The 25,151-nt window shown below is 59.9% G+C and carries 5 protein-coding genes; all 5 read left to right on the top strand.

The features are described 5' to 3' along the window. The first annotated feature begins 31 nt into the window (after positions 1–31). The gene (locus tag EBC_RS16900) at positions 32–18,235 is read left to right on the top strand and encodes an Ig-like domain-containing protein (RefSeq protein ID WP_013203050.1); all 18,204 of its coding nucleotides are present in this window, start codon (positions 32–34) and stop codon (positions 18,233–18,235) included. A gap of 470 nt (positions 18,236–18,705) precedes the next feature. After that, complete coding sequence (locus EBC_RS16895; protein WP_049789663.1) at positions 18,706–20,010, top strand: TolC family outer membrane protein; 1,305 nt, start codon at positions 18,706–18,708, stop codon at positions 20,008–20,010. A gap of 34 nt (positions 20,011–20,044) precedes the next feature. Next, positions 20,045–22,198, top strand: a complete 2,154-nt coding sequence (locus EBC_RS16890) for a type I secretion system permease/ATPase (protein WP_013203048.1) — start codon at positions 20,045–20,047, stop codon at positions 22,196–22,198. Continuing rightward, complete coding sequence (locus tag EBC_RS16885) at positions 22,195–23,364, top strand: HlyD family efflux transporter periplasmic adaptor subunit (RefSeq protein ID WP_013203047.1); 1,170 nt, start codon at positions 22,195–22,197, stop codon at positions 23,362–23,364. Before EBC_RS16890 ends, EBC_RS16885 begins: the two co-directional genes overlap by 4 nt. Positions 23,365–23,957: 593 nt before the next feature. Then, positions 23,958–25,076 carry a porin OmpC gene (gene ompC / locus EBC_RS16880; RefSeq protein ID WP_041692069.1) on the top strand — a complete coding sequence of 373 codons (1,119 nt, stop codon included), beginning with the start codon at positions 23,958–23,960 and terminating at the stop codon, positions 25,074–25,076. Positions 25,077–25,151: the final 75 nt, after the last annotated feature.

Here is a 25,151-nt window from a genome sequence, read left to right as displayed (position 1 = left end):
TGAAAATTTCTGGTGCATATAGAGGTTACCCATGGCAGAGCTCAATGATGGCCGCGTAGATATCGTTTCACGCGATGATGGAAAAATCCTGTCACAGGCCAATGCGGGCTTGTCCCATAACGTCCTTCTGAATCAACCCAGCGTAGTGAGAATTCACGGTACCCGAGACATGGTGACCGGGTTTGAGCGCCAGGGTAACGACCTGATTTTGCACATGCGCGACGGTAGCGTGGTTCGCTATCAACAATTCTTCTTCGACGACGTCGATGGTGACCACAGCGAGCTGGTCTTCGACGATGGCGTTAATCCTCCTGAGCACGCGCTGTTCCCGATCACCAATGAGTTCGCCGATGCCCAGACCGCCATGGCGGTCACCCCGGAATATGAATCTCTGGGATCGATCGAACCGCTTCTGCTGGCGGATACCGGCGCGTCTAACGGCGTGATCACCGCTGCAGGTATTGGTGCGCTGGGTCTGGCTGGACTGGCGGTCGGCGCGATTGCCGGCGGTGGCGGCGGTGGTGGTGGCGGCGACGATAATAACAACGGCGGGACCGACGGCGGAAACAATGGCGGGACCGACGGCGGAAACAACGGTGGTAACAACGGCGGCGGAACGACTCCCCTAACGCCAACTGTCAGTGTTAATGCGTTTACCGGCGACGATGTGCTGACTCAGGCCGAGAAGGGCAGTAACCAGACGCTGAGCGGCACCACCACCAACGCCGAAGCGGGCAGCACGGTGACCATCGTGCTGAACGGCAAAACCTACACCACCACCGTGGGCGCCGATGGCAGCTGGAGTATTTCTCTGCCTGCGGCAGATTTGGCGGCGCTGCCAAACGGCAGCAACACCATCAACGTCAGCGTCACCAATGCCGAAGGCAACACCGCCACCGGCACCGATGTGTTCACCGTCCAGCCTGAAATCACCCAGCCTAACGCGCCAACCATTGGGATTAATACCTTTGCCGGAAACGACGTGCTGGATGGGGCAGAAAGATCGACGCCGCAAACCCTGAGTGGTACCACCACCAACGTTCAGCAAGGGCAGACCGTTACCATTTCACTGGGCGGACAAACCTACACCGCAACGGTTGGGGCTAACGGCAGCTGGAGTATTTCGGTGCCCGCCTCGGCTTTGCAGGCCCTGGCCAATGGCGAGAGCACCATCACCGCGACGGTGTCTAATGCCGCCGGTGCTTCGGTCTCTGCCTCGCATAATTTCGATGTGCAGGCGATTTCCGTCAGCAGTATCAGCATCAGTGAACTCAGCGGCGACGGCCAGCTGAACGCCACTGAATCCCAGTCTTCGCTGGTGATTTCTGGTTTTGCCACCGGCATTCCTGCCGGCACCGTGTTGAGCGTCACGCTCGGCGGTAAGTCTTATTCCGCCACCGTTGGCGCAGATGGCAGCTGGAGCACCTCCGTGCCTGCCGCCGATCTGCAACAGTTGCCACAAGGCTCGAATCTGGTCACTGCGACCGCCACGCTGGCGGATGGATCGGTGGTGCAAAACAGCTCTGCCGTTTCGCTTGAGGTGCATACCACGCCACCGAATGCCACGATTGATGTGCCGTTCGGTGACGGCGTGCTGAGTGGCGGTGAAGCGTCGACGCCACAGACGCTGACGGGTAATACCGGATCAACCGGCAGCGGGCAGACGGTTACCGTCACCGTTGGCGGCACGGAATACACCGGCACGGTCAACAATGACGGCAGCTGGACGGTCACCGTGCCGCCAGCCACCTTGCAGAATCTGCCGCAGGGCAGCAACGATATCACCGTGGTGGTCACCGATCCGGCGGGCAATACCTCCACCTCGACCACGCCGGTCAATGTGGTCACCGCGCCACCCACCGTCAGCGTTGAGCTGTCGGATGCGTTGCTGAATCAGACGGAAGTGAATCAGCCGCTGACCATCAGCGGCTTAAGCAACGGCAGCGAAACCGTCACCGTGACCCTGAATGGCGTCACCTACACCACCGCGGTCAATGCGAACGGCACCTGGAGCGTTAACGTTCCGGCCTCGGATTTGCAGACGATCCCGCAGGGTGGTACCACCGTTTCTGTCACCGCGACCGATGCCTATGGCAATACCAGCGCGCCAACCACCACCACCCTGGACGTGGATACCATTGCGCCTACCGTCAGCGTTGAAACCATTTCCACCGACGGCTATGTCAACGCGGGCGAACTGGCGCTGCCGCTGTCAGTCAACGGCCAGACGGAAGTCGGCAATACCGTGCTGGTGCAAATTAACGGTGTGGATCTGACCGCGACCGTCAATCCAACCACCGGCGCCTGGACAGTCTCGCTGGACGATATCAAAGGCGGCATTGCCGATGGCACCTATCAGGTGACGGTGATCGCCACCGATGCCGCCGGCAACCGCACCGAAACCTATACCGACGTGACCTTCGCTGCCGATCCGGCCAATCGCCCAACGGTGACCGTGGATCCGTTAACCGGCGACGGCGTGCTGAATGCCGCTGAAGTCACTCAGGATCAATTCCTGACCGGGCAGACCACCAATGCGCCGGCCGGTAGCCAGGTGCAGGTCACGCTGGCCGACGGCAACGTCTATCAGGGCGTGGTGGCAGCAGGTGGCGGCTGGAGTATTACGCTGCCAGCCAGCGAGCTGCAGACCCTCACCAACGGCACCCAGTCCTTTACCGTCCAGGTCACCGATCTGGCTGGTAACGTCAATACCGCCACGGGCTCCGTGGATGTGAACGTTGATAACAGCGTGGCATCGCTGAGCATTGGGGCAATCAGCATCGATAACGCGCTGAATGCGAATGAGGCCAACAGCGATCTGCTGATTGGCGGCGTCAGCGTGGGCCTGCCGGAGAACACGGCGCTGACCGTCACCTTCAATGGCATCGGCTATGCGGCCACCGTCGGCGCAGACGGCAGCTGGACGGCGACGGTTCCGGCTGCGGCACTGTCTGGCCTCGCCAACAATACCTATACCGTGAGCGTCACCGGGGTGGATGCGGGTGGCACCACGGTCAGCAACGAAGCCAGCCTCGATGTGCGCACCACGTTCCCGAACAACATCGAAGTGAATGCGCCGTTTGGCGACAATATTCTCAGCAGCACCGAAACGGATTCGCCACAAACGCTGACCGGTAATACCGGCGTAACCTTCCCCGATCAGTCGGTCACCGTGACCATTGGCGGCGTCGATTATCCGGCCACCGTTAATCCTGACACCGGCGTGTGGACCTTGACGCTGCAACCGGGCGTGCTTCAGGCACTGCCAGACGGCAGCACCGACGTGATAGTGACGGTGAAAGATTCACTGGGCAACAGCATCTCGTCTACGGTTCCGGTGACGGTGGATACCACGCCGCCAGCGCTGACGGTCGCCCCGTTCGGCAATGATGGCGCCATTAATGGCCAGAGCCAGAATCAGCCGCTGGTCGTCAGCGGTACCGCCGAAGCCGGCAGCACCATCAGCGTGGTGGTCGGCGGTGTAACCTACAATACCGGCACCGATGCGGCGGGGAACTGGAGCGTCAGCGTGTCGCCTTCAACCCTGCAAACGCTGCCAGACGGTAAATATGACCTTAGCGTCACCGCCACCGATGCGGGCGGCAATAAAACCACCGAACTGACGCCAATCCTCAAAGACACCGCTGCGCCTGACGTGAGCCTGGCGCCGGTTTCGGGTGACGGCTATCTCAACGCGGTCGAGCACGGCGCAGCCTTGACCCTTACCGGCACTGCGGAACTGGGTTCAACGGTGCAGGTAACGCTGAACGGCGGCATTTACCCCGCTACCGTCGATGCTGACGGCAACTGGACTGTCACCGTTCCTGCGGCCACGGTCACCCAGCTGGTTGACGGCAGCTACAACGTCAGCGTGCAGGCTACCGATGCGGCGGGTAACGTCGGCACCACCACCCAGACACTGCAGGTCATCGCCAACGCGGCGGATCTGCCAACCATCAGCGTGGCACCGTTTACCGGCGACGGCATTTTGGATGGGGCTGAAAAAGGCCTGTCTCAGTTTGTCACCGGTAGCACCACCAATGTTCAGGCGGGTCAGGTTGTGACCGTCACCATGAACGGCGAAACCTACAACGGGACCGTGCAGTCAGACGGCAGCTGGAGCGTCCTGGTCCCTGCCAGCGCCTTCTACCAGCTGGCGAACGGCACGCAAAACTATACCGTCGACGTCAGTGATGTTGCCGGCAACCCGGCGGCCACCACCGGCAACTACACCGTGGATAACACCTTCAGCGCCATCGCCATCGGCGCGATCAGCGATGACAACATGCTGAATAATGTTGAAGCGCAAAACGATCTGGTGATCCACGGCAGCAGCCGTTTTGTGGCCTTTGGCGCGCGGATCCTGGTGCGTTTTAACAACGTCGATTACGAAACCACCACTAACTCTGACGGTAGCTGGAACGTCACCGTGCCGGCTGCGGCATTGGGCACCTTGCCGAATGGCGATCTGACCGTAACGGCAACCGCCACCGACGTGAACGGCAACGTTATTACCACCACCCACAGCCTGACTTCCGATGTGAATCCGGACTTCGCGCTGGTGGTGGATACGCCGTTTGTGGATGGCACCTTAAATGGTGCAGAGTCGATCGCCGATCAGACCCTCACCGGATCGACCGGCGTGACTGGCGCAGGTCAGGGCGTGTCGATTGTGTTGGGTGGCATCACCTACACCGGCACCGTTGATGCCAACGGCAACTGGTCGGTCTCGCTGCCGAATGCCGTGCTGCAGGCGCTGCCACAGGGGAACAATCCGCTGGTGGTGACCGCGACCGATTCGGCAGGCAACAGCACCACGCTGAACGACAGCTTCCAGGTTGATACGCTGGCACCGGCCTTAACGGTTGATGCCATCGCCGAAGACAATCGCCTGAATCTGGCAGAGCAGGGCCAGCCACTGACCTTAAGCGGCAGCGGTGAATTTGGCGATACCGTCACAATTTCGCTGAATGGGCAGTTCTATACCGCCACGGTGACCGGCACCGGTAACTGGAGTGTGGATGTCCCGGCAGCGGCGCTGGTTGCGCTGACCGATGGCAGCTATGAAGTCCAGGTCACCACCACCGATGCTGCCGGTAACTCGACGTCTGTCCTGCGCACGCTGGACGTCGATTTAACGCCGCCAACGGTTACGGTGAATCCGGCCTCTGACGGCTACCTCAATGCGGCCGAGAGTAATCAACCGCTGGTGGTTAACGGCACCGGCGAAGTCGGCAACACGGTCAGCGTTGAGCTGAACAATGTTAACTACACCGCGGTGGTCAATGCGGATGGCGTGTGGTCGCTGACTATTCCGGGCAACGTGGTGGCCGGTCTGGCGAACGGCAGCTATACCCTCAACGTTACCGCCAGCGATCAGGCGGGCAATGCCACCGACACCAGCACCACGCTGGTGGTGGATAAAAATATTCCGTCCATCTTTGTCTCGGATATCACCGCCAATAACGTCATCGATGGTGCCGAACAGCAGGTGAACCAGCTGATCACCGGTACCGCCACCAACGTTGAAGCGGGGCAAACGCTGACCGTGTCGCTGAACGGCGTCAGCTATGTCACTACCGTTGAAACCGGCGGCAGCTGGCAGGTGAGCGTGCCCGCCAGCGATCTGGCCGCGCTGGCCAATGGCTCGCAAACCCTTAGCGTCAGCGTGACCGATCTGGCCGGCAATACCGGCACCACCGACAAAACCTTCAGCGTGGATAACACCCTCAGCAGCATCGCCTTCAATCCGCTCAGCGACGATGGCTACCTGAATGCGGTTGAGACCGAATCCGCGTTGAACGTCACCGGTAATACCACTAACGTCCCGGTCGACAGCCTGGTCACCTTTACCCTTAACGGTGTCGCCTACACCACCACCGTCAGTGCCGACGGCAGCTGGAGCCTATCGGTTCCGGCCACTGCGCTGGCGGCGTTACCGCAAGGCCCAGTGGATGCCGCCGTTAGCGTGGTGGCAGGCAATGGCACCACCGTTACCAGCGATGGCTCGCTGACGGTTCTGAACGAACCCACGCTGGCACCGACGCTGGCGCCGCCGTTTACCGACGGCGTGCTGAACAATGCCGAAGCGGGCGTGGCGCAGACGCTGACCGGGGTCACCGGCCAAACCGGCGACGGTCAGACCGTTGTCGTCAATATTAATGGCCAGGATTACAACGCCACGGTCAACAGCTCTGGCGTCTGGTCACTGGATCTGCCGAGCACCGTATTGCAGGCGCTGCCGCAGGGCACCACGCCGGTCACCGTGACCGTCACCGATATCGCGGGCAATACCGCCACCATTACGCCGGTCCCGGACATTACCGTGGCAACCACCTTGCCAACGCTGACTACCGGTGACGTGGCCGGCGGCGACAATATTATTAATCAGGAAGAACAGGCCAGCGCGCTGGTGCTGAGCGGCACGGTCTCTCCGGGGGATACCGTTAATGTGCTGCTGAATGGCACAACGTACGCGGCAACGGTGGATGATGCGGGCAACTGGAGCGTGACGGTGCCGCAAACCGTGGTGGCCGGTCTTGCCGACGGTCCTTATGCGTTGCAGATCGTGGCGTCAGATGTCTATGGCAATACCACCACGCAAAACCTGCCGTTGAGCGTGGATACCGCTGCACCAACCTTTACCGTCAATGACATTGCGGGCGATAACATCATCGACCTGGCTGAACAGAGCCAGCCGCTGGCCATTACCGGTACCGGTACGCAGGGCGATGCGGTGACGGTGACGCTGGGCGGACAGACCTACAACACCACCGTGGGTTCGGACGGGCAGTGGAGCGTTACCGTGCCTGCCAGCACGCTGGGCAACCTGACCGAAGGGAACAATACCGTCACGGTGACGGTTACCGATGCCGCGGGTAACAGCGCGGTGCAGACCCCTGCGGTCAGCGTCGAAACCGCTATCGATACCACGGTGATCGTCAATACCGTGGCGGGCGACGATATCGTCAACGCCGCCGAAGCGCAGCTGGGCGTTAACGTCACCGGTAGCGTGGCGGATGGCAGCACCACCGTGGTGGTCAACTTTAACGGCACGAATTACACCGCCACGGTCGGTGCTGACGGGCTGTGGACCGCAGCGATCCCTGCCAGTGCCTTAACGGGCGTGACGGATGGCCCATACTCCCTGACTGTCACCGCGACGCCGACCACCGGCCAGCCGGTGACGGTCGATCGAACTGTCACCGTGGATCTCACCCCACCGGCGCTGATTGTGGCAACGATTTCTGGCGACGGTTCGCTGAATGCCAGTGAGCAGGGCCAGCCGCTGGCGATTAGCGGTACGGGCGAGGTCGGTGACAGCATTCGCGTCACCCTGAATGGCGTGACCTATCAGGGCACGGTCGATGGCGATGGCAACTGGACCGTTGCGGTACCGGCTGCCGATGCCACGGCGCTGACCAACGGCACCTATCCGGTGACCGTGACGGCAACGGATGTTGCGGGCAACAGCACTTCAGCCAATTCCTCGCTGGCGGTGGATTTGACCGCACCGGCGCTGAGCGTGGCCCCCATCGCTGGCGACGGCGTACTGAATGTGGCTGAACAGGCGCAACCCCTGACCGTCAGCGGGACCGGGGAAAACGGCGCGGCCATTTCCGTGACCTTCCAGGGAGCCGAATACCTCACCACCGTTGGCAGCAATGGCCAGTGGAGCCTGGACATTCCGGCCGATGCACTGGCCGGACTGACCAACGGCAATTACACCGTGACCGTGGTCTCTACCGATCTGGCCGGTAATACCACCACGCAGGATGCACCACTGAACGTCGTCGTTGATGCAGATTCGCTGCCAACGCTGACGCTGAATGCGTTCGCCGGAAACGACGTGGTTGATGGCGCTGAACAGCAGGTCGATCAGCTGCTGAGCGGCACCACCACCAATGTGCAGGAAGGCCAACTGGTCACCGTGACCCTGAATGGCGTCAGCTACACCGGCGTGGTGCAGGCGAGTGGTGACTGGAGCGTCACCATTCCAGCGGCTGCGCTGGGTGGACTGGCTGAGGGTAGCCAGACCTACAGCGTCACCGTCAGCGATGCGGCCGGCAACATCAGCACCGTGCCGGGCAACTTTGACATTAACAGCAGCCTGAGCGGCGTGGCGATTAACCCGGTTAGCGGCGACGGCTACCTGAGTTTCGCCGAAGCCCAGGATCCGCTGATCATCAGCGGAACAACGCTTAACGTAGCGGAAGGTGCCGCGTTAACCGTGGTGCTGAATGGCGTAACCTATCCAACCACCGTAGCGGCGGATGGCAGCTGGAGCATCTCGGTTCCGGCGGCAACCCTGCAGGGCCTGCCTGACGGCGCGCTGCAGCTCACCGTGACCAGTACCGATGCGGCTGGCAACCCGGTGACCAGTACTGCCGGGCTGACCGTGGCAATTACCGATCTGCCGGTGGTCACCACCGATGTGCCGTTTGTTGATGGCACCCTTAACGGACAGGAAGCGGGCAGTCCGCAGACCCTGACCGGCACCACCGGCGTGACCGGCGATGGTCAGACGGTCAACGTCGTCATTAATGGCGTCACCTACAACGGTACGGTCGATGGCAACGGCAACTGGAGCGTCAGCGTTCCGGCTGATGCCTTGCAGGCGCTGCCTCAGGGCGATACCACTGCGGTGGTTAACGTCAGCGATGCGGCCGGAAATCCGGCGACCGCCAATCTCACCCTGGCGGTTGATAGTCTGCCACCTGCGGTTGCAGTGGGGCCGGTTGCCGGCGACAACATTTTGAATGCGGCTGAGCAGGGCGCTCCACTGGTGGTCAATGGCAGCAGCGAAGCGAATGCAACGGTTCAGATCACCCTGAACGGCGTGCAATACACCGCTGAGGTTAACGATACCGGCGAATGGACGGTGACCGTTCCTGCAGGCGACCTGGCTGCGCTGACCAACGGCAACTATACCCTGAGCGTGACCGCCACCGATCCGGCAGGCAACAGCAGCACGGTCGACAGCACGCTGGCGGTGAAAGCCGATGCCGCTTCGCTGCCAACGCTTACCGTCAACACCTTTGCCGGCAATGACATTCTGGACGGTGCTGAACAGCAGACCGCGCAGCTGCTGAGCGGCTCGACAACTAACGTCGAAGCCGGTCAGATTGTCACCGTCACCCTTAACGGTCAGGTTTATGAAGCGACCGTACAGGCCAGCGGCGGCTGGAGCGTCAGCATTCCATCCGCCGCGCTGGCAGCACTGATTGACGGCACCGCCACCTTCAACGTGGCCGTCAGCGATGCAGCAGGCAACCCGGTCACTGCCACCCACAGCCTGACGGTTAACAGTGAGGCTGCAGGCATCAGCCTGGATCCGCTGAGCACCGATGGCTACCTGAATGCCGAAGAAGCGCAGGATGCGCTGATTGTTTCAGGTACCACGGCGAACGTCGCCGAAGGCAGCACGGTGACCGTGGCCTTTAATGGCCAGACCTTTACGGCCGTGGTGGGCGCCAATGGCGTGTGGAATGCCATTATTCCGGCTTCTTCACTGGCCGGTCTGCCGGACGGGGCGGTAACGCTGACCGCCAGCGTCACCGACAATACCGGCGCAACCGTCACCGGAAGCAGCATCCTGAATGTTCACGTCAACGATCTGCCACTGGCCACTGCCGATACACCGTTCTCCGATGGCGTGCTGAACGGTAATGAAGCCGCGCTGACGCAGACCCTGAGCGGCACCACCGGCGTCACCGGCGACGGTCAGACCGTCTCGGTAGTGATTGGCACCACGACCTATACCGGTGTGGTGGATGCGGATGGCAACTGGACGGTGTCCGTGCCGTCTGTGGCCCTGCAAACCCTGGCGCAGGGTGATACCAGTATTCCGGTGACCGTCACCGACGTCGCCGGCAACAGCAATATACTGGCGATCCCGTTCAGCGTGGATACGGTTGCACCAACACTGTCTCTGAATCCTGTCGCGGGTGACGGCGTGGTGAACAACGGTGAAGCCGCCGCGGAAATCACCGTGAGCGGTGGCAGCGTGGGCGCAGAGGAAGGCCAGACGGTCACGGTCACCCTCAATGGACAAAGCTACAGCACCACCGTTAATGCCCAGGGTGACTGGAGTCTGCAACTGCCAGCCGGTTTACTGCAGGCTGCGGCAGACGGTAGCTATCCGCTGAATGTCAGCCTCAGTGATGCGGCAGGTAACACCGGCACCATCACCACCACGGTGGTTGTGGCGACGGAAGCGCTGCAGCCGACCATCAACACACCGTTTGTCGATGGCTATCTGAGTATCAGCGAAGCCGGGGCCGATCAGACGCTGACCGGCACCACAGGCGTCAGCGGGGCCGGTCAAACCGTCACCGTAAACATCAATGGCGCTGATTTCACCGCCACGGTGGATGCCAACGGCAACTGGACCCTGCCACTCAGCACGGCGACCTTGCAGGGCCTGGGCGACGGGATCCAGACCATCACCGTGACCGCCGCCGATGCGCAGGGCAATACCGGTACGATCGACACCACCATTACCGTCGATCTGGTTGCGCCGACGCTGGCACTGACGCCGGTTGCCGGCGACAACATCATCAATGCGGCTGAGATCCTGCAGCCAGTCTCCATCAGCGGTACCGCGTCCGTGAGCGAAGCGGGTCAGCAGGTGACCATTACCTTTAATGGCCAGACATATCAGCAAACGGTGCAAAGTGATGGCACCTGGAAGCTGGATCTGCCTTCCAGCGTGACGCAAACCCTGGCCGATGGCACCTATCCGGTCATCGCCACGCTGACCGACAGCGCCGGGAACAGCACCGTGCAGAATCTGACGGTGACGGTGGATGCGTCTCCGGCTAACCAGCCAACCATTACCGTGGGCATCGTCTCCGGTGATGACTACATTAATCAGGCCGAAGCCGGACAGCCGCTGACCATTGCGGGAACCACCACTAACGTGGCGGAAGGACAGACGGTCACCATTACCCTGAACAACGTCACCTATACCGCCACGGTGCTGGCAGATGGCACATGGACCACCAGTGTGCCGGCCGCCAACGTTGGCGCGCTGACGGACGGTGCGCAGACCATCAGCGTGTCGGTGACGGATACCTCCGGCAATCCGGCCAGCTCAACGCATCAGGTGACGGTGATTGCTCAGGCAGCCGATCTGCCGGTGATCGCCATTAATCCGGTGACCAGCGATGATGTGATCAACTTCAATGAATCCCGAAGTGATGTGCAGATCACCGGCACCAGCCAGCATATTGCCGCCGGGGATAACATCACCGTTACCCTCAACAGCAAAACCTACACCGCCACGGTGGATGCGGACGGCAACTGGACGGCAACCGTTCCGGCGGCGGATGTTCAGGCGCTGAATCAGGGCACCAACAGCGTGACGGCCAGCGGCAATGACGTGGCGGGCAACCCTGCCACCAGCAGCGAAAACTTCACCGTCGACACCAATCCACCGATCCTCGACGTCACCTTAGGTGCCGGAACGGATCAGATCCTGAATCTGGCTGAAGCAGTCGCAGGATTGCTGGTGGGCGGGACGTCTGAAGCGGGACTGACCATTGACGTGACGTTGAACAATAAAACCTACACCACCACGGTGACGGATAACGGCACCTGGAGCCTGACTATCCCGGCCGGTGATTTGCTGCTGCTGCCTGATGGCACCGCGCAGGTCGGCGTCTCGGTCACCGATACCGCCGGTAATACCACCACGGATCTGCTGGATCTGGGCGTGGCGATCAATACGCTGCCGGTGCTGACGCTGGCGACGCCGTTTGTGGATGGACTGCTCAATGCAGCCGAAGTCACGGCGGCACAGATCCTCACCGGCACCGCCACTAACCTGGATGTCGGCACGGCGGTTCAGGTGACCATTGGTAACCTGACCTTCGCGGGCACCGTTCAGGCTGACGGCCTCTGGTCGGCGAACATCCCGGCCGGGGCGCTCAGCGGCCTTGCGGATGGAACGCTGCAGGTTTCCGTCACCGCTACGGATGCGGCGGGCAACCCGGCCAGCGTCAACGGCAGTGTTGAAGTGTTGGCCAATACGCTGCCGGTCGCCGATATAGCGGTTCCGTTTGTCGATGGCGCACTGAATGCGGTTGAAGCCGGTGTCGATCAAATCATCAGTGGCACCACCGGCATTGTCGGTGCGGGCCAGACGGTTGAGCTGCAGATTGATAATAATGTCGTCACCGCAACCGTCGATGCTAACGGCAACTGGAGCGCCACGCTGACGCCGTCAATGGCGGCGGATTTGGGCAACGGCACGCATACCATTGACGTGGTGGTCACCGATCGCGCGGGTAACAGCAGCAGCGACTCGCTGGACTTCACCGCCATCATCACCGGACTGCCGGCACCAACGCTGGTGCAGCCGTTTGTCGATGGCGTGCTGAATGCCACGGAAGCGGCAGCAGGCGGTGCGCTGACGGGCGTCACCGGTATCACCGGTGCGCAGACGGTGAGCGTCAATATTAACGGCGCGGCCTATACCGCGACGGTGGATACGGCGACCGGGCAATGGAGTCTGGCACTACCGGCCAACGTATTGACCACGCTGCCGGATGGCAACTGGCCAATTGCGGTTACCGTCACCGACAGCGTAGGCAACGTTGGAACGACCAGCGGTGCCTTGCTGGTGGCGATTAACGATCTGCCTGACGTGTCGATCAACCTGCCGTTTGGCGATGGCCAGCTGAATATCAGCGAAGCCGCCCTGGCGCAGGCCATCAGTGGCTCTACCGGTAAACTCGGTGCGGGCCAGACGGTGAATGTCTCTATCAGCGGCTTAAACAACGGTAACCCAGTCGCGGCGACCGTCGATGCGGGCGGCAACTGGTCGCTGAGCCTGACGCCCGCGCAGCTGGGCGCGTTGGCCAACGGCACGCATACCGTCAGCGTCACCGCGACCGACAGCGCAGGTAACAGCGATACCGCGGCACTCGACTTTACCGCCGTACTGACCGCACCGGATCCGACCATCAATACCCTGTTTGGCGATGGCGTACTGAACATCGCGGAAGCGGCCGGCGCGTTAACGCTGACCGGCACCACCGGTGCCACCGGCGCTAACCAGGGCGTGCAGCTGAGGATCGACGTGGCGGGCGTCACCTATACCGGCACCGTCGATGCTGACGGTAACTGGTCGGTGGCGTTGCCAGCAGGCACATTGAGTGGCCTGACCGCAGGGACGCACAGTGTCAACGTGACGGTCACCGATCCGGCGGGCAACAGCACCACGGAAACCCTGGACTTTAGCGCGGCACTGACGGCCCCGGTGGCTACGCTGGCGACGCCGTTTGTCGACAGCTTCCTGAATCTGGCGGAAGCCACAGCCGGTGCATCACTGACCGGTACGGCGGGCGCTAACCAGGCGGTGAGGGTCACCGTCGGTGGCACTAACTATGACGTTACCGCCGGCACCAACGGTGTCTGGACGCTGGGTCTCGGCGCGGCCGAGTTGGGTGCGCTGGCACAGGGTACTCAGGCGGTCACGGTTGTGGCCACTGACAGTGCCGGCAACGCCACCACCGTGGCGGGCAGCTTCACGGTGGATACCCAGGCACCGACCGTCACCATTACGCCGTTTACCGGCGACAATGCGCTGACCTATGTCGAAAGCCTGTCTGCGCAGACGCTGAGCGGAACCACCGTCGGTGCCAGCGCGGGACAGCTGGTGACGGTCACCATCGGTACCTCCACGCTGACCGGCGTGGTGCAGGCTGATGGAAGCTGGTCAGTCAACGTTACGCCAGCGGCGATTGCGCAGCTTGGCACCAGCGGCACCGGCACCATCGGGGTGTCGGTAGCCGATGCGGCAGGCAATATCGGCACCGCCAGTGCCGACGTCACCATAGACCTGACGCTGCCGGCAACGCCGCTGTTAACGCTGGCACCGGTGTCGACTGACAATATCGTGAACGCCACCGATGGTGACACGCTGACGATTAACGGCACCTTTGCCAATCTGCCAGCCTTAACGGGTGCGGGAACCATTACCGTCACGGTAGATGGTGTGCCGGTCGGCACCTATCCGGTAGCGACCGCCGCAGGGACCTGGTCGGTGACTATCCCGAATCTGCCAGCGAACCTGGCCGACGGGACCCACACTGTTCAGGCGCAACTGGTCACGGTGGACGACGGCACGTTCACGGCCAGCGAGCAAATCCTCGTCGACCGCGTAGCGCCAACGCTGACCATCGCGGCATTTGCTGGCGATAACGTGCTGAATGGCAGTGAAGCTGCGGTTTCGCAGACCATCAGCGGCACCGCATCCACTTCCGAGGCGGGCAGAGCGGTCACCGTGACGCTGGAAGGCAAAACCTATACCGCGATTGTGCAGGCAAACGGCAGCTGGAGCACCAGCGTGCCTTCTGGTGACCTGCAGGCGCTCACGCAGACCGGTCATACCATTACCGCCACCCTGAGCGATGCGGCGGGTAACCTCACGACCACTACGGATACCTTCACCGTGGATACCGGCGCACCGCTGATTCAGGTGGAGGCGCTGCTGGGCGATAACCTGCTGAACGCCACCGATATCCTCACCACGCAGTTGTTGACCGGTACCGCCTCCGGGGCCGAAGGCCAGACCATTGGTCTGTATCTCGGCGACGGTGCACCGATTGCGACCGCCATCGTGCAGCCTAACGGTACCTTCAGCATTCAACTGACGCCGGAAGTGCTGGGTAGCCTGACCGACGGCACGCTGGTGTTTGGCCTGCGTGTCGACGATGCCGCCGGTAACCAGACCGATGCCACGGTCACCATTAATAAAGTGGTGAACAGCGCGCTGAATCTGGTGGTCGACTCACTGTTTGGTGACGGCTTCCTCAATGCTGCCGACACGGCTGTTGCCCAGACCATTACCGGTGTGGCAACCTCCGCTGGCGTCGGCGCGACGGTATCCTTAACGCTGGGCGGCACCACGCTGACCGCTAACGTTGGCCAGGACGGCAACTTTGCGCTGGTGGTACCGCCGAGCCTGTTGGGTGCGCTGCAGCCAGGCAGTACGGAACTGGAACTGGTGCTGACCGATGCGGCGGGTAACAGCAGAACCATCGGCGAAACCGTCACCACAATCCTTACCGCACCGGTTATCGGCGCGCTGGATACGCTGTTTGGCGGCGATGGCCTGCTGAATATCGCCGAGGCTGCCTTAACCCAAACGGTGGGCGGCACCGTCACGGCGGCAACCGGTTCAACCGTTACCGTCACGCTGGGCACCAAATCTTACCAGTCAACGGTGAATGCGTTGGGTCGCTGGAGCGTCAACATTCCACCACTGGATCTGGCTGCGCTGACCGATGGCACGCTGGCGCTGGGGGTTAAGGTTGTCGACCCGGCGGGGAACACCAGCTCAACGGCGGTGAACGTCGGCATCTTTACCGCCACGCCAACCGTGTCGATCGGATCGATCTTTGGCGATGGCATCCTGAACATTGCGGATGCGCTGACCAATCAGACCATCAGCGGTACGGTTAACAATGCCGTGGCGGGATCCATCGTCCATGTGTCCGTCGGTAATACCACGGTGGATGCCACCGTCGGCAGCAACGGTGCCTTTACCGCCACCATCACGCCGGCCCTGTTAAGCACCCTGACCAGCGGTAATCTGACCGTTACCGCGTCGGTGACCGATCCGGCAGGGAACACCTCGCCAGTCGTTAGCGCCGGTGCGGTGGTCAAACTGACCGCGCCTTCTATCACCATCAATCCATTGTTCGGAGATGGCCTGCTGAACGTGGCGGATGCGGTACTGGGTCAGACCATTGGCGGAACTATCACCGGCGCGGATGCAGGATCCCGCGTGGTGGTCACCATCGGCAGTACGCAGTTTGTCACCACCACCGCAGCCAACGGCACCTTCAGCCTGGCGCTGACACCGACCCTTCTGCAGGGACTCACCGACGGTAATCTTTCCGTTGGGGTTAGCGTGACCGATAGCGCAGGCAACACCACGGCGTCGTCAGCCAGCGCGCTGGTTGGGCTGCAGGTGCCAACCATCACCCTGAATCCGCTGTTTGGTGATGGCGTGCTTAGCCTGCTGGAATCGCTGGTGACGCAAACCATCAGCGGTACGGTCGGTAACGGCGTCGCCGTCGGTTCAACCGTGACCATTAATCTGGGCAGCTCTACCGTGACCGCAACCGTGGGTCAGGGTGGGGTATTCAGCGCGCAGATTGCACCAAACATCCTCGGCACCTTACTGGACGGCAACCTGACGGTCGGTGTTTCGGTCGCGGATGCGGTGGGTAACGTGGCCAGCACCAGCGCGGGCCTGAAAGTCGGGATTCACAGCACGCCAACCTTGACCCTCAACACGGTGTTTGGTGACGGTGTGCTGAGTGCCAGCGATTTGAATGCGGCGCAAACCATCAGCGGGTCTTCGACCAACCTGACGGCGGGTACCACGGTCAGCGTGTCGCTGAGTGGCAAAACCTACACCACCACCGTGGGAAGCGGTGGCAGCTGGAGCCTGAGCGTACCGAAAGCCGACCTGACCGCGTTAGCCAACGGCACCCTGACGGCTACGGCGACCGCCACCGATGCGTATGGCAACCAGGCAAGCAATACCGGTTCGCTGAGCGTGATTGCGCAGACGCCGCCGACGGTAACCATCTCCAGCGTCTTTGGTGATGGCTTGCTGAACGCGACGGATGCCCTCAGTGCGCAGACCATTTCCGGTACCTCAACCAATGCCGAAGGTTCGGTGATTACGGTGAGAGTCGGCACGGCTACGCTGACCACCACCGTGGGTGCTAATGGGGCATGGAGCGTGTCGGTCCCGGCCGCGACGCTGGCTGCCCTGCCGGACGGCACGGATTCGGTTACCGCCACCCTGACCAACGCCGCCGGTAATGCCGGTAGCGGAGCCACCACGGTACTGGTGGGCACCCACACGCTGCCAACCGTGGCGATCACCAACAGCAGCGTGTTTGGCGGCGACCACTATCTGAACCTCAGCGAAGCCAATGTCGCCGAGACCATCAGCGGCACCTCGACCAATGGCGTCGGGAGTACGGTATCGGTTAACGTGGCGGGGAATATTTATACCACCACGGTGCTGGCCAACGGCACCTGGAGCGTCACCGTGCCTTCCGCAGCGTTGAAAAACATCGCGGATGGCTCGACCAACGTGACGGTCACGCTGACCGATGCGGTGGGCAATACCTCGACGGCCAGCGATGCCTTCACGGCGGTAACCCATAACCTGCCCGCCATCGGCGTCGACCCCATACTCAGCCTGGTTAGCGTGTTGGTGACCGGTCTGACCGTATCGGGCGGCACGTTGAACCTGGCGCAGGGCACCCGACTGAACGTCACCCTGAACGGCACCACGCTGCAGGCCACCACCGATGCGCTGGGTCGCTACAGCGTGAAGTTCACCGGCGGCTTGCTGACGGCGCTGAGTCTGAGCAGCATCGTCACCGTGACGGCGGTGGATGCGGCGGGTAACCCGGCATCAGCCAGCAACACCTTGCTGTTGGGTTCGCTGTTGCCAGTCAGCACGTCCTCTGTCGCCACCGCCTCGGTGATGATGGCGGTGGTGGCCGACGATACTTCGGCTGCCGCGGCGTCAACGCATTCCACTACCACGGACACCAGCACTACGGCGGTGACGCATGCCGCGACGGTAGATTCCACTCTGGTGACCGGCAGTGATACCAGCAGTACGGATACCAGCACCACCACGCATGATGCGACGGCCGCCGCAGTGACCGCGACCGACACGGCGGCAGTGGCAGACAGCAGTGCTTACACCATTGGTGGCGTGGTGATCACCCTGGCGGATGGTCATACGGTGGAAGGGGCGTCCGTCACCGGCAGTACGGGCAATGACACGGTAACCGTGAACTCGCTGAACTTTACCCATATCGACGGCGGGGCAGGTACCGATACGCTGGTACTGAACGGTGAGCATATGGCCCTCGACCTCACCTCACTGGGGCTGAAAGTCGAGCACATCGAGGTGATTGACCTCGGTAAAGCCGGCACCAACAGCGTGAAGTTGGATCTCAACGAAGCGCTGAATATCACCGACAGTCAGACCAACGACCTGGTGATTAAAGGGACCACCGGTGACCAGGTGACGCTGGCAAACAGCGATGGCGGCGTATGGGCAACCTCAGGGCAGCGGACCGTTGATGGACAAACGTTTGACGTTTATCACAACTCGGCGCTCTCTTCGGCCAACACGCTCGGCGACGTGCTGGTACAGCACAATCTGCAGGTTCACGTGGTCTGATAAAGACTTTCCCTGCACGAGAGAGGAAATTCTCGTGCAGGGCGTCTAAGGTTAAGAGGAGGTTAACAGTTACTGGCTTTTGAAAAAGGTTCTTATAAAATAAGACAGTCAACGCAATGTGTTAACGTTGCGTAAAGAAAGACCAATAATACTAATATAAGAAGATCGCCTTGAACGGCGATCTTGCCATTTAGAGGGGATGCCCTCTTTTTTATGCAAGATGTCATGGCTGCTGTTCTAACCATTTCTCTTGTGGCGGGTTGCTCTGTAATCCGTCCGACACCGGGTCAGGCTCAGCTCCCTCTTCGGCGCTGGCTAGCTTATGCTTCTGGAAAATAAAGCGCTGCTTTATCTTTCGACCGCATGCCTTTACCTAATATCCGGTGCACAAGGGAATTTCGATGGTGTATACAGGCAGTAAATTGAAGAAAGTGTGGCTGTCACTCTGTATCGGCGCACTCTGCGCTTCAATGGGACAGGCTGCGCTGGCAGCAAAAGAGCCGAAAGCTCAATTCAACTGGCGTGCAGCACCGACCGAGGAGCAAATCGCCACCTTAACCTTGCGCGATGCCATCCTTCGCGCCTTTGCACGTAATCCCAAAATTTCCGAAGCGGCGGCGCAAATCCACGTTGGCGAAGCCGATCTCGATGCCGCCGAAAGTGCGTGGTATCCGCAAATTTCCCTTTCAGCCACCGGCGGGCGGTCACAGCAGACCGATTCGGCCGGCAGCCTGAACAATAATGGTTCCGGCGGCATCACGCTGAGCCAGTTGCTGTATGACTTTGGCCGCACCGGCGGCGCCATCGACGAGCAGCATAAACTCTCCGATGCCTACCGCTACGACCTTTATGACACCATGACCACCGTGGCGCAGGACACGCTGCAAGCCTATCTGGAGGTCAAGCGCTACAAGGCGCTGGTGGACGCCTCGCGCAATAACGTCGCCTCGCTTGAACACGTCAAGGACATTGCCAAACTGCGTGCTGACGCCGGGCTGAGTTCGCAATCCGACGTGTTGCAGGCCGAAACCCGCATTGCGGGCATGCACGCCACGCTCGAACAGTACCGCGCGCAGGAACGTTCGGCACAGGCGCAGCTGACGGTGCTGACCGGCGTGGTCTCCAACGATTTGCCGGAGCTGCCGCAGTCGTTGCTCAATCAGCAAATCACCCTCGACAAAATCGCCTACGAAAAAAGCGCTGCGGTACGCAGTGCGCAGGCCAAACAGGAAGCGGCGATGGAGCGCGTCCGTCAGGCCTCTTCTAACCACTGGCCAACCATCAAAGTGCAGGCCGGCCGGACCCGCTATGAAAACAGCAGCCGATCCTACTGGGACGATGAGTTGCAGCTGCAGGTTGAGGCACCGCTCTATCAGGGCGGACTGGTCAATGCCAAAACCCGCGCCGCAGAAGGCGACCGGGAAGCGGCCGAGGCCGCGATTCAGCAATCGAAACTGGATATCAATCAGCATGCCTCCACGGCCTATGCCGACATGATCGGTGCCCAGCAACGGCAAACCGCCGGCGAGGCCCAGTTGGGCAGCGCCGATCATACCCGCGCGGTTTATGCCGATGAGTACAAGTTGAATAAGCGCAGCCTCAACGATCTGCTGAGCGTGGAGCAGGATGTATTCCAGGCCGACAGCAGTCGCCTGATGGCACTTTATGATGGCTGGGATGCCACGGTTCGTTATGCCGCAGCGGTCGACAATCTGCTGGACATTATGGGGATTGATCGCGAAGCCACCAGTGGGCAAACCTTGCCGTCACTGTGACGCTTGAAGCACACGCAACTTTTAAGGCAGTACTATGAACAAACAAACCGCAAGCACTGAGAACTGGATTGACGCCATGCTGCGTGTCGCCGCGCGTTTTGGCAAACCTGCGGACGGCTCCACCTTACGCCAGCAGATGCGCTGGTTTGAACACCTGACGCCAGCCCAGCAGCTGGAAAGACTGGCAGGCCTGTTGGGGCTGCATATGACCATGATGCCGCGCGACAAAATCCGCTGGCGGCAGGAAGTAACGCCGGTCATTTTGATCATGGAAAATGGCAACGTGGTGGTGGTCGAAACCATTGATGCGGAAGGCAAAGCGCGTTACTGGCTGAGCGACGGTGGTGATGTGGTGCGCGAAAGCGAGCTTGCGCTGTTGCTGGCGCAAAGTCAGGAGCAGGTCGGGATTGTTGGCGTCGCGGCGCGTGGGCGTGATGCGCGCATCGATGAATTCGTTAAGCCGTATAAAAAGCACTGGTTCTGGGAAAACTTCCGCGGCATGGGGCGCAAGATCGCCGAGATCTCGCTGGCGTCGGTGGTGGGTAACGTGCTGGCGCTGGCCGGGATCCTGTTCTCGATGCAGATCTACGACCGGGTGATCCCGGCGCAGTCAGAACCGACACTGTGGGTGCTGTTTACCGGGGTGCTGATTGCGGCGGTGTTTGAATATCTGATCCGCCTGATGCGTACCCAGGTATCCGACCTGATGGGGAAGCGCATTGACCTGAAAGTCTCTTCCATGCTGTTTGCCCGGGCGATGAATATCCGTAATGAGGCCCGGCCGAAATCAACAGGGTCTTTTATTTCGCAACTGCGCGAAATCGATCAGGTGCGCGAACTGCTGACCTCCACCACGGTCGGTGCGGCAGCGGACATGCCTTTCGTGATCCTGTTCCTGTTTATCATGGCCTTTATCGGCGGCCCGCTGGTGATTGTGCCGCTGCTGGCGATCCCGCTGATTGTCATTCCGGGTTTGCTGGTGCAGATCCCGATGGCGAAACTGGCGAAAGAAGGGCTGCGCGAAGGCGCGCTGCGCAATGCGGTGCTGGTGGAAACCATCGAAGGGATTGAAGACATCAAATCCCTACAGGCCGAACCTTACTTCCAGCGTCAGTGGGAACAGACCCATGAAGTCAGTGCGGCGGTGGGCATGCAGCAACGCCTGTGGGGCGCGCGGCTGACCGGTTGGGCCTCCACTGTCCAGCAGTTAACCTATGCCAGCATGCTGGTGTTCGGGGTTTATCTGGTTCTGAATGGCGATATCACCACCGGTACGCTGGTCGCCAGCAGCATGCTGTCATCACGTACCATTGCGCCACTGATGCAGCTGACGATGGTGTTCTCCCGCTGGCAGCATGCCAAAAGCGCGATGACCGGACTGGACGAACTGCTGAAAAAGCCGCTCGATCAGGTGGATGAAGGGGAAATGGCCCACTGCCCAACCCTGACCGGCCAGTATGAATTGAAGGGCGTTCAGTACAGCTACGATGAAGAAAACGCGAAAAACGTGCTCAATATTGGACAGCTGCAAATCAAACCCGGCGAGCGTATCGCCATTCTCGGCAAGGTGGGCGCGGGCAAATCCACCCTGCTGCGGCTGCTGGCCGGACAGTCGATGGCCACTCAGGGGAAAGTGGTGGTCGATGGCGTGGATATTCGCCATATCGATCCCGTCGACCTGCGCCGCCAGCTGGGTTGGCTGTCGCAGGATTCCCGCCTGTTCTTTGGCACGCTGCGGCAAAACCTGATGCTGGGCAATCCTCATGCCAGCGAACAGGAGATGCTGCAGGCACTGCGGATCAGCGGCGCACTGAGCCTGGTGCAGCAGGATGCCGCCAGCCTCGATCGGGTAATCAATGAAGGCGGCCGGGGATTGTCCGGTGGTCAGCGTCAAATGGTGATGCTGAGCCGGATGATCCTGCGCCAGCCGCAGGTGGTGCTGATGGACGAGCCGACGGCCTCAATGGATGAGCAGCTTGAAGACCATGTGATCCGTCAGATGCAGGGCTGGCTTTCTGGCCGCACGCTGGTGCTGGTGACGCACCGACCGGCGTTACTCAAGCTGGTGGACCGGATTGTGGTGATGGATAACGGCCGCATTATTGCTGACGGTGCGCGCGATGAGATCATTCGCAACGCCGCCGCGCAAACGGCGAAACAGAACGTGGCGCGGGGAGATGCAGCATGAGCCTGATTATGGTCGACCGCGGCATGAAGCAGAACGAGCGCAAAACCTCCGCCATCATCTGGTTATGTACCGCCGCGCTGGTGATTTTCTTTGTCTGGGCCCATTTTGCCATTCTCGATGAGGTCACCGTCGGCACCGGTAAAGTGACGCCGTTAAGCCGCGCCCAGGTGATTGAGAGTCTGGATGGCGGTATCGTCGACCAGCTCAACGTGCATGAAGGGGATATTGTTGAGAAGGGCGAGGTGCTGGCAAAACTCGATCCTACCCGCTTCCAGTCGAACTTCGGTGAGGCTGCCTCCAAAGCCCGAACGCTGCGTGCTTCCGCAGAGCGTTTACAGGCCGAGCTGACCGGTGCGCCGCTGGCCTTCAGTGCCGAGACGCTGAAAGAGCCGGAGCTGGTCGCGCGGGAAACCCAGCTGTATCAATCCCGTCGCCGTAACCTGTCGGAAACCGTTAAAAACCTGGAAGATGCGAAAAAGCTGGTGCAGGACGAACTGAGGATGACCGCACCGCTGGTGGCAAAAGGGGCGGCGGGTGAGGTGGAAGTCATTCGTCTTCGCCGCCAGGTCAGCGATCTGCAGGGCAAAATCGATGAAGCCAAAAATGACTACGCGGTGCGGGCGAGGGAAGAGCAGGTCAAAAACAACGCCGACCTGGATGCTCAGCTGCAGGTGGTGACCGGTAAAGAGGATCAGCTCACCCGTGCGACGCTCTATTCACCGGTGCGCGGGATCGTAAAGGACATTCAGGTGACCACCGTCGGTGGCGTGTTGCAGCCGGGCGGCAAGCTGATGGAAATCGTGCCGCTGGAGGATCAGCTGCTGATTGAAACCCGCATCAACCCGCGGGATATCGCCTACATCCGTCCCGGCCTGCCGGCCACGGTGAAGGTCACCGCCTATGACTCGTCTATCTATGGCGATCTGCCGGGCGAAGTGGAAACCGTCTCGCCAGATACCATTCAGGATGAGGTGAAGCGCGATCAGTACTACTACCGGGTTTACGTTCGTACGCAAAAAGCGGAGTTAACCAACAAGGCCGGGCGGAAATTCCCCATTGTCCCCGGAATGGTGGCGAATGTTGAAATTAAAACGGGTCAAAAATCGGTCATGGACTATCTGATTAAGCCGCTGAATAAAGTTAAAGAATCGATGAGAGAACGCTAGAAATTAACGCCACTGAATAGTTGATGAGGGTTATTTCCACGGAATAATTAACATCTTTATCAGTGGCTTTTTTTTTGATTATTTGTGCTTAATTGCGGAAAAAACGGGCAAGGGGGATGTGGTTATTGTTTCACCGTAATTATCTTTACTTAAATTGACGGTTTGTTGAAAAAAGAATAAAAAAATGCCGAGCATCAAGCTCGGCGGGAAATAGGGTAAAACAATCTCATTCGGGGTGAATGAAGGTAATACTGAAATAAAATGATGATAGCGAGGTCATTATATTCCCTGATGGCTGAAAATTTTTATCATTCAGTGCTTAGCAAGCTAACCTTACATAACTTGATGAAAAACAACGCATCGCCTGAATTTTGATGATAAATGCTATATTTTTTATCGATACGTGCTGTATGAAAGTTCCCCTAAACTTACATTTTGAAATATATACTTTGTACTCTGAAACAGTTTCGGAAATTTAGTATCATTTTCTTTATAGATTATTACGCACCGCACTCTAGTATGAGGTTGCCGGCTGAAAATTCGACGTTCAGCAAGCAGTGGCATAATAAGGCACATAACTAGAGGGTATTAAAATGAAACTTCGAGTTCTTTCCCTGATGGTCCCAGCGATGTTGATCGCCGGTTCAGCGGGCGCGGCTGAAATCTACAACAAAGATGGCAACAAACTTGACCTCTTCGGTAAAGTAGACGGTCTGCACTATTTCTCCGATAACGACGGTTCTGATGGCGACCAGTCTTATGTTCGCTTCGGTTTTAAAGGCGAAACCCAAATCAGCGATCAGCTGACCGGTTACGGCCAGTGGGAGTATCAGGCAGCGCTGAACACAGCTGAGTCTGAAGGGACAGCAAACAGCTTTACCCGTGTTGGCTTTGCAGGTGTGAAGTTCGGCGATGCCGGATCCTTCGACTACGGTCGTAACTACGGCGTAGCCTATGACATCGGCGCCTGGACTGACGTCCTGCCAGAGTTCGGTGGTGACACCTATGGCGCGGACAACTTTATGTTCCAGCGTTCTAACGGCCTGGCGACTTACCGTAACAACAACTTCTTTGGTCTGGTCGATGGCTGGAACTTTGCCGTTCAGTATCAGGGCAAAAATGACAGCGATACCGAATCTGCGACTGGCCGTGACGTACTGGGCGGAAATGGCGATGGCTATGGTCTGTCAACCACTTACGACCTGGGCGAAGGCTTTGGTATCGGTGCAGCAATGTTCAGTTCTGACCGTACCAATGAGCAGAATGGCGGCAGCGCAGCAACTCAGGACATTCTGGGTCGTGGTGACAAAGCAACGGCTTACACCGGCGGCCTGAAATATGATGCGAATAACATCTACCTGGCGGCGATGTACACCCGTTCACTGAACGCCACTCGCTTCGGTTCAAGCGGTTCTGATGCCTACGGTTATGCTAACACCGCGGACAACTGGGAACTGGTTGCTCAGTACCAATTTGACTTCGGTCTGCGTCCTTCCCTGGCGTTCGTTAGCTCACGCGGCAGCGACATCGAAGGTTACGGTTCTCAGAACCTGAAAAAATATGTTGATGTGGGCGCGACCTACTACTTCAACAAAAACATGTCTACCTATGTTGATTACCAAATCAACCTGCTGGATGACAACAACTTCACCGACGCAGCAGGCATCAACACCGATGACGTCGTGGCACTGGGCCTGGTTTACCAGTTCTAAGCTGTTTGGGGAGCGCAGGCCTCTGCGCTCCCTCGTTTACCATCCCTCGTATTCCGCTTCATCCCTTCTTTTATT

The sequence above is a fragment of the Erwinia billingiae Eb661 genome, from assembly GCF_000196615.1.
Classification (GTDB): Bacteria; Pseudomonadota; Gammaproteobacteria; order Enterobacterales; family Enterobacteriaceae; genus Erwinia; species Erwinia billingiae.
Note: the sequence above shows the minus strand (reverse complement) of the source record. Positions and strands in the feature narration are given on the sequence as shown.

Bases quoted from the DNA above. Each gene is read 5' to 3' on its own strand.
- EBC_RS16895 (WP_049789663.1), top strand. From the start codon at position 18,706: ATGGGACAGGCTGCGCTGGCAGCAAAAGAGCCGAAAGCTCAATTCAAC.
- EBC_RS16890 (WP_013203048.1), top strand. From the start codon at position 20,045: ATGAACAAACAAACCGCAAGCACTGAGAACTGGATTGACGCCATGCTG.
- ompC (WP_041692069.1), top strand. From the start codon at position 23,958: ATGAAACTTCGAGTTCTTTCCCTGATGGTCCCAGCGATGTTGATCGCC.
- EBC_RS16885 (WP_013203047.1), top strand. From the start codon at position 22,195: ATGAGCCTGATTATGGTCGACCGCGGCATGAAGCAGAACGAGCGCAAA.
- EBC_RS16900 (WP_013203050.1), top strand. From the start codon at position 32: ATGGCAGAGCTCAATGATGGCCGCGTAGATATCGTTTCACGCGATGAT.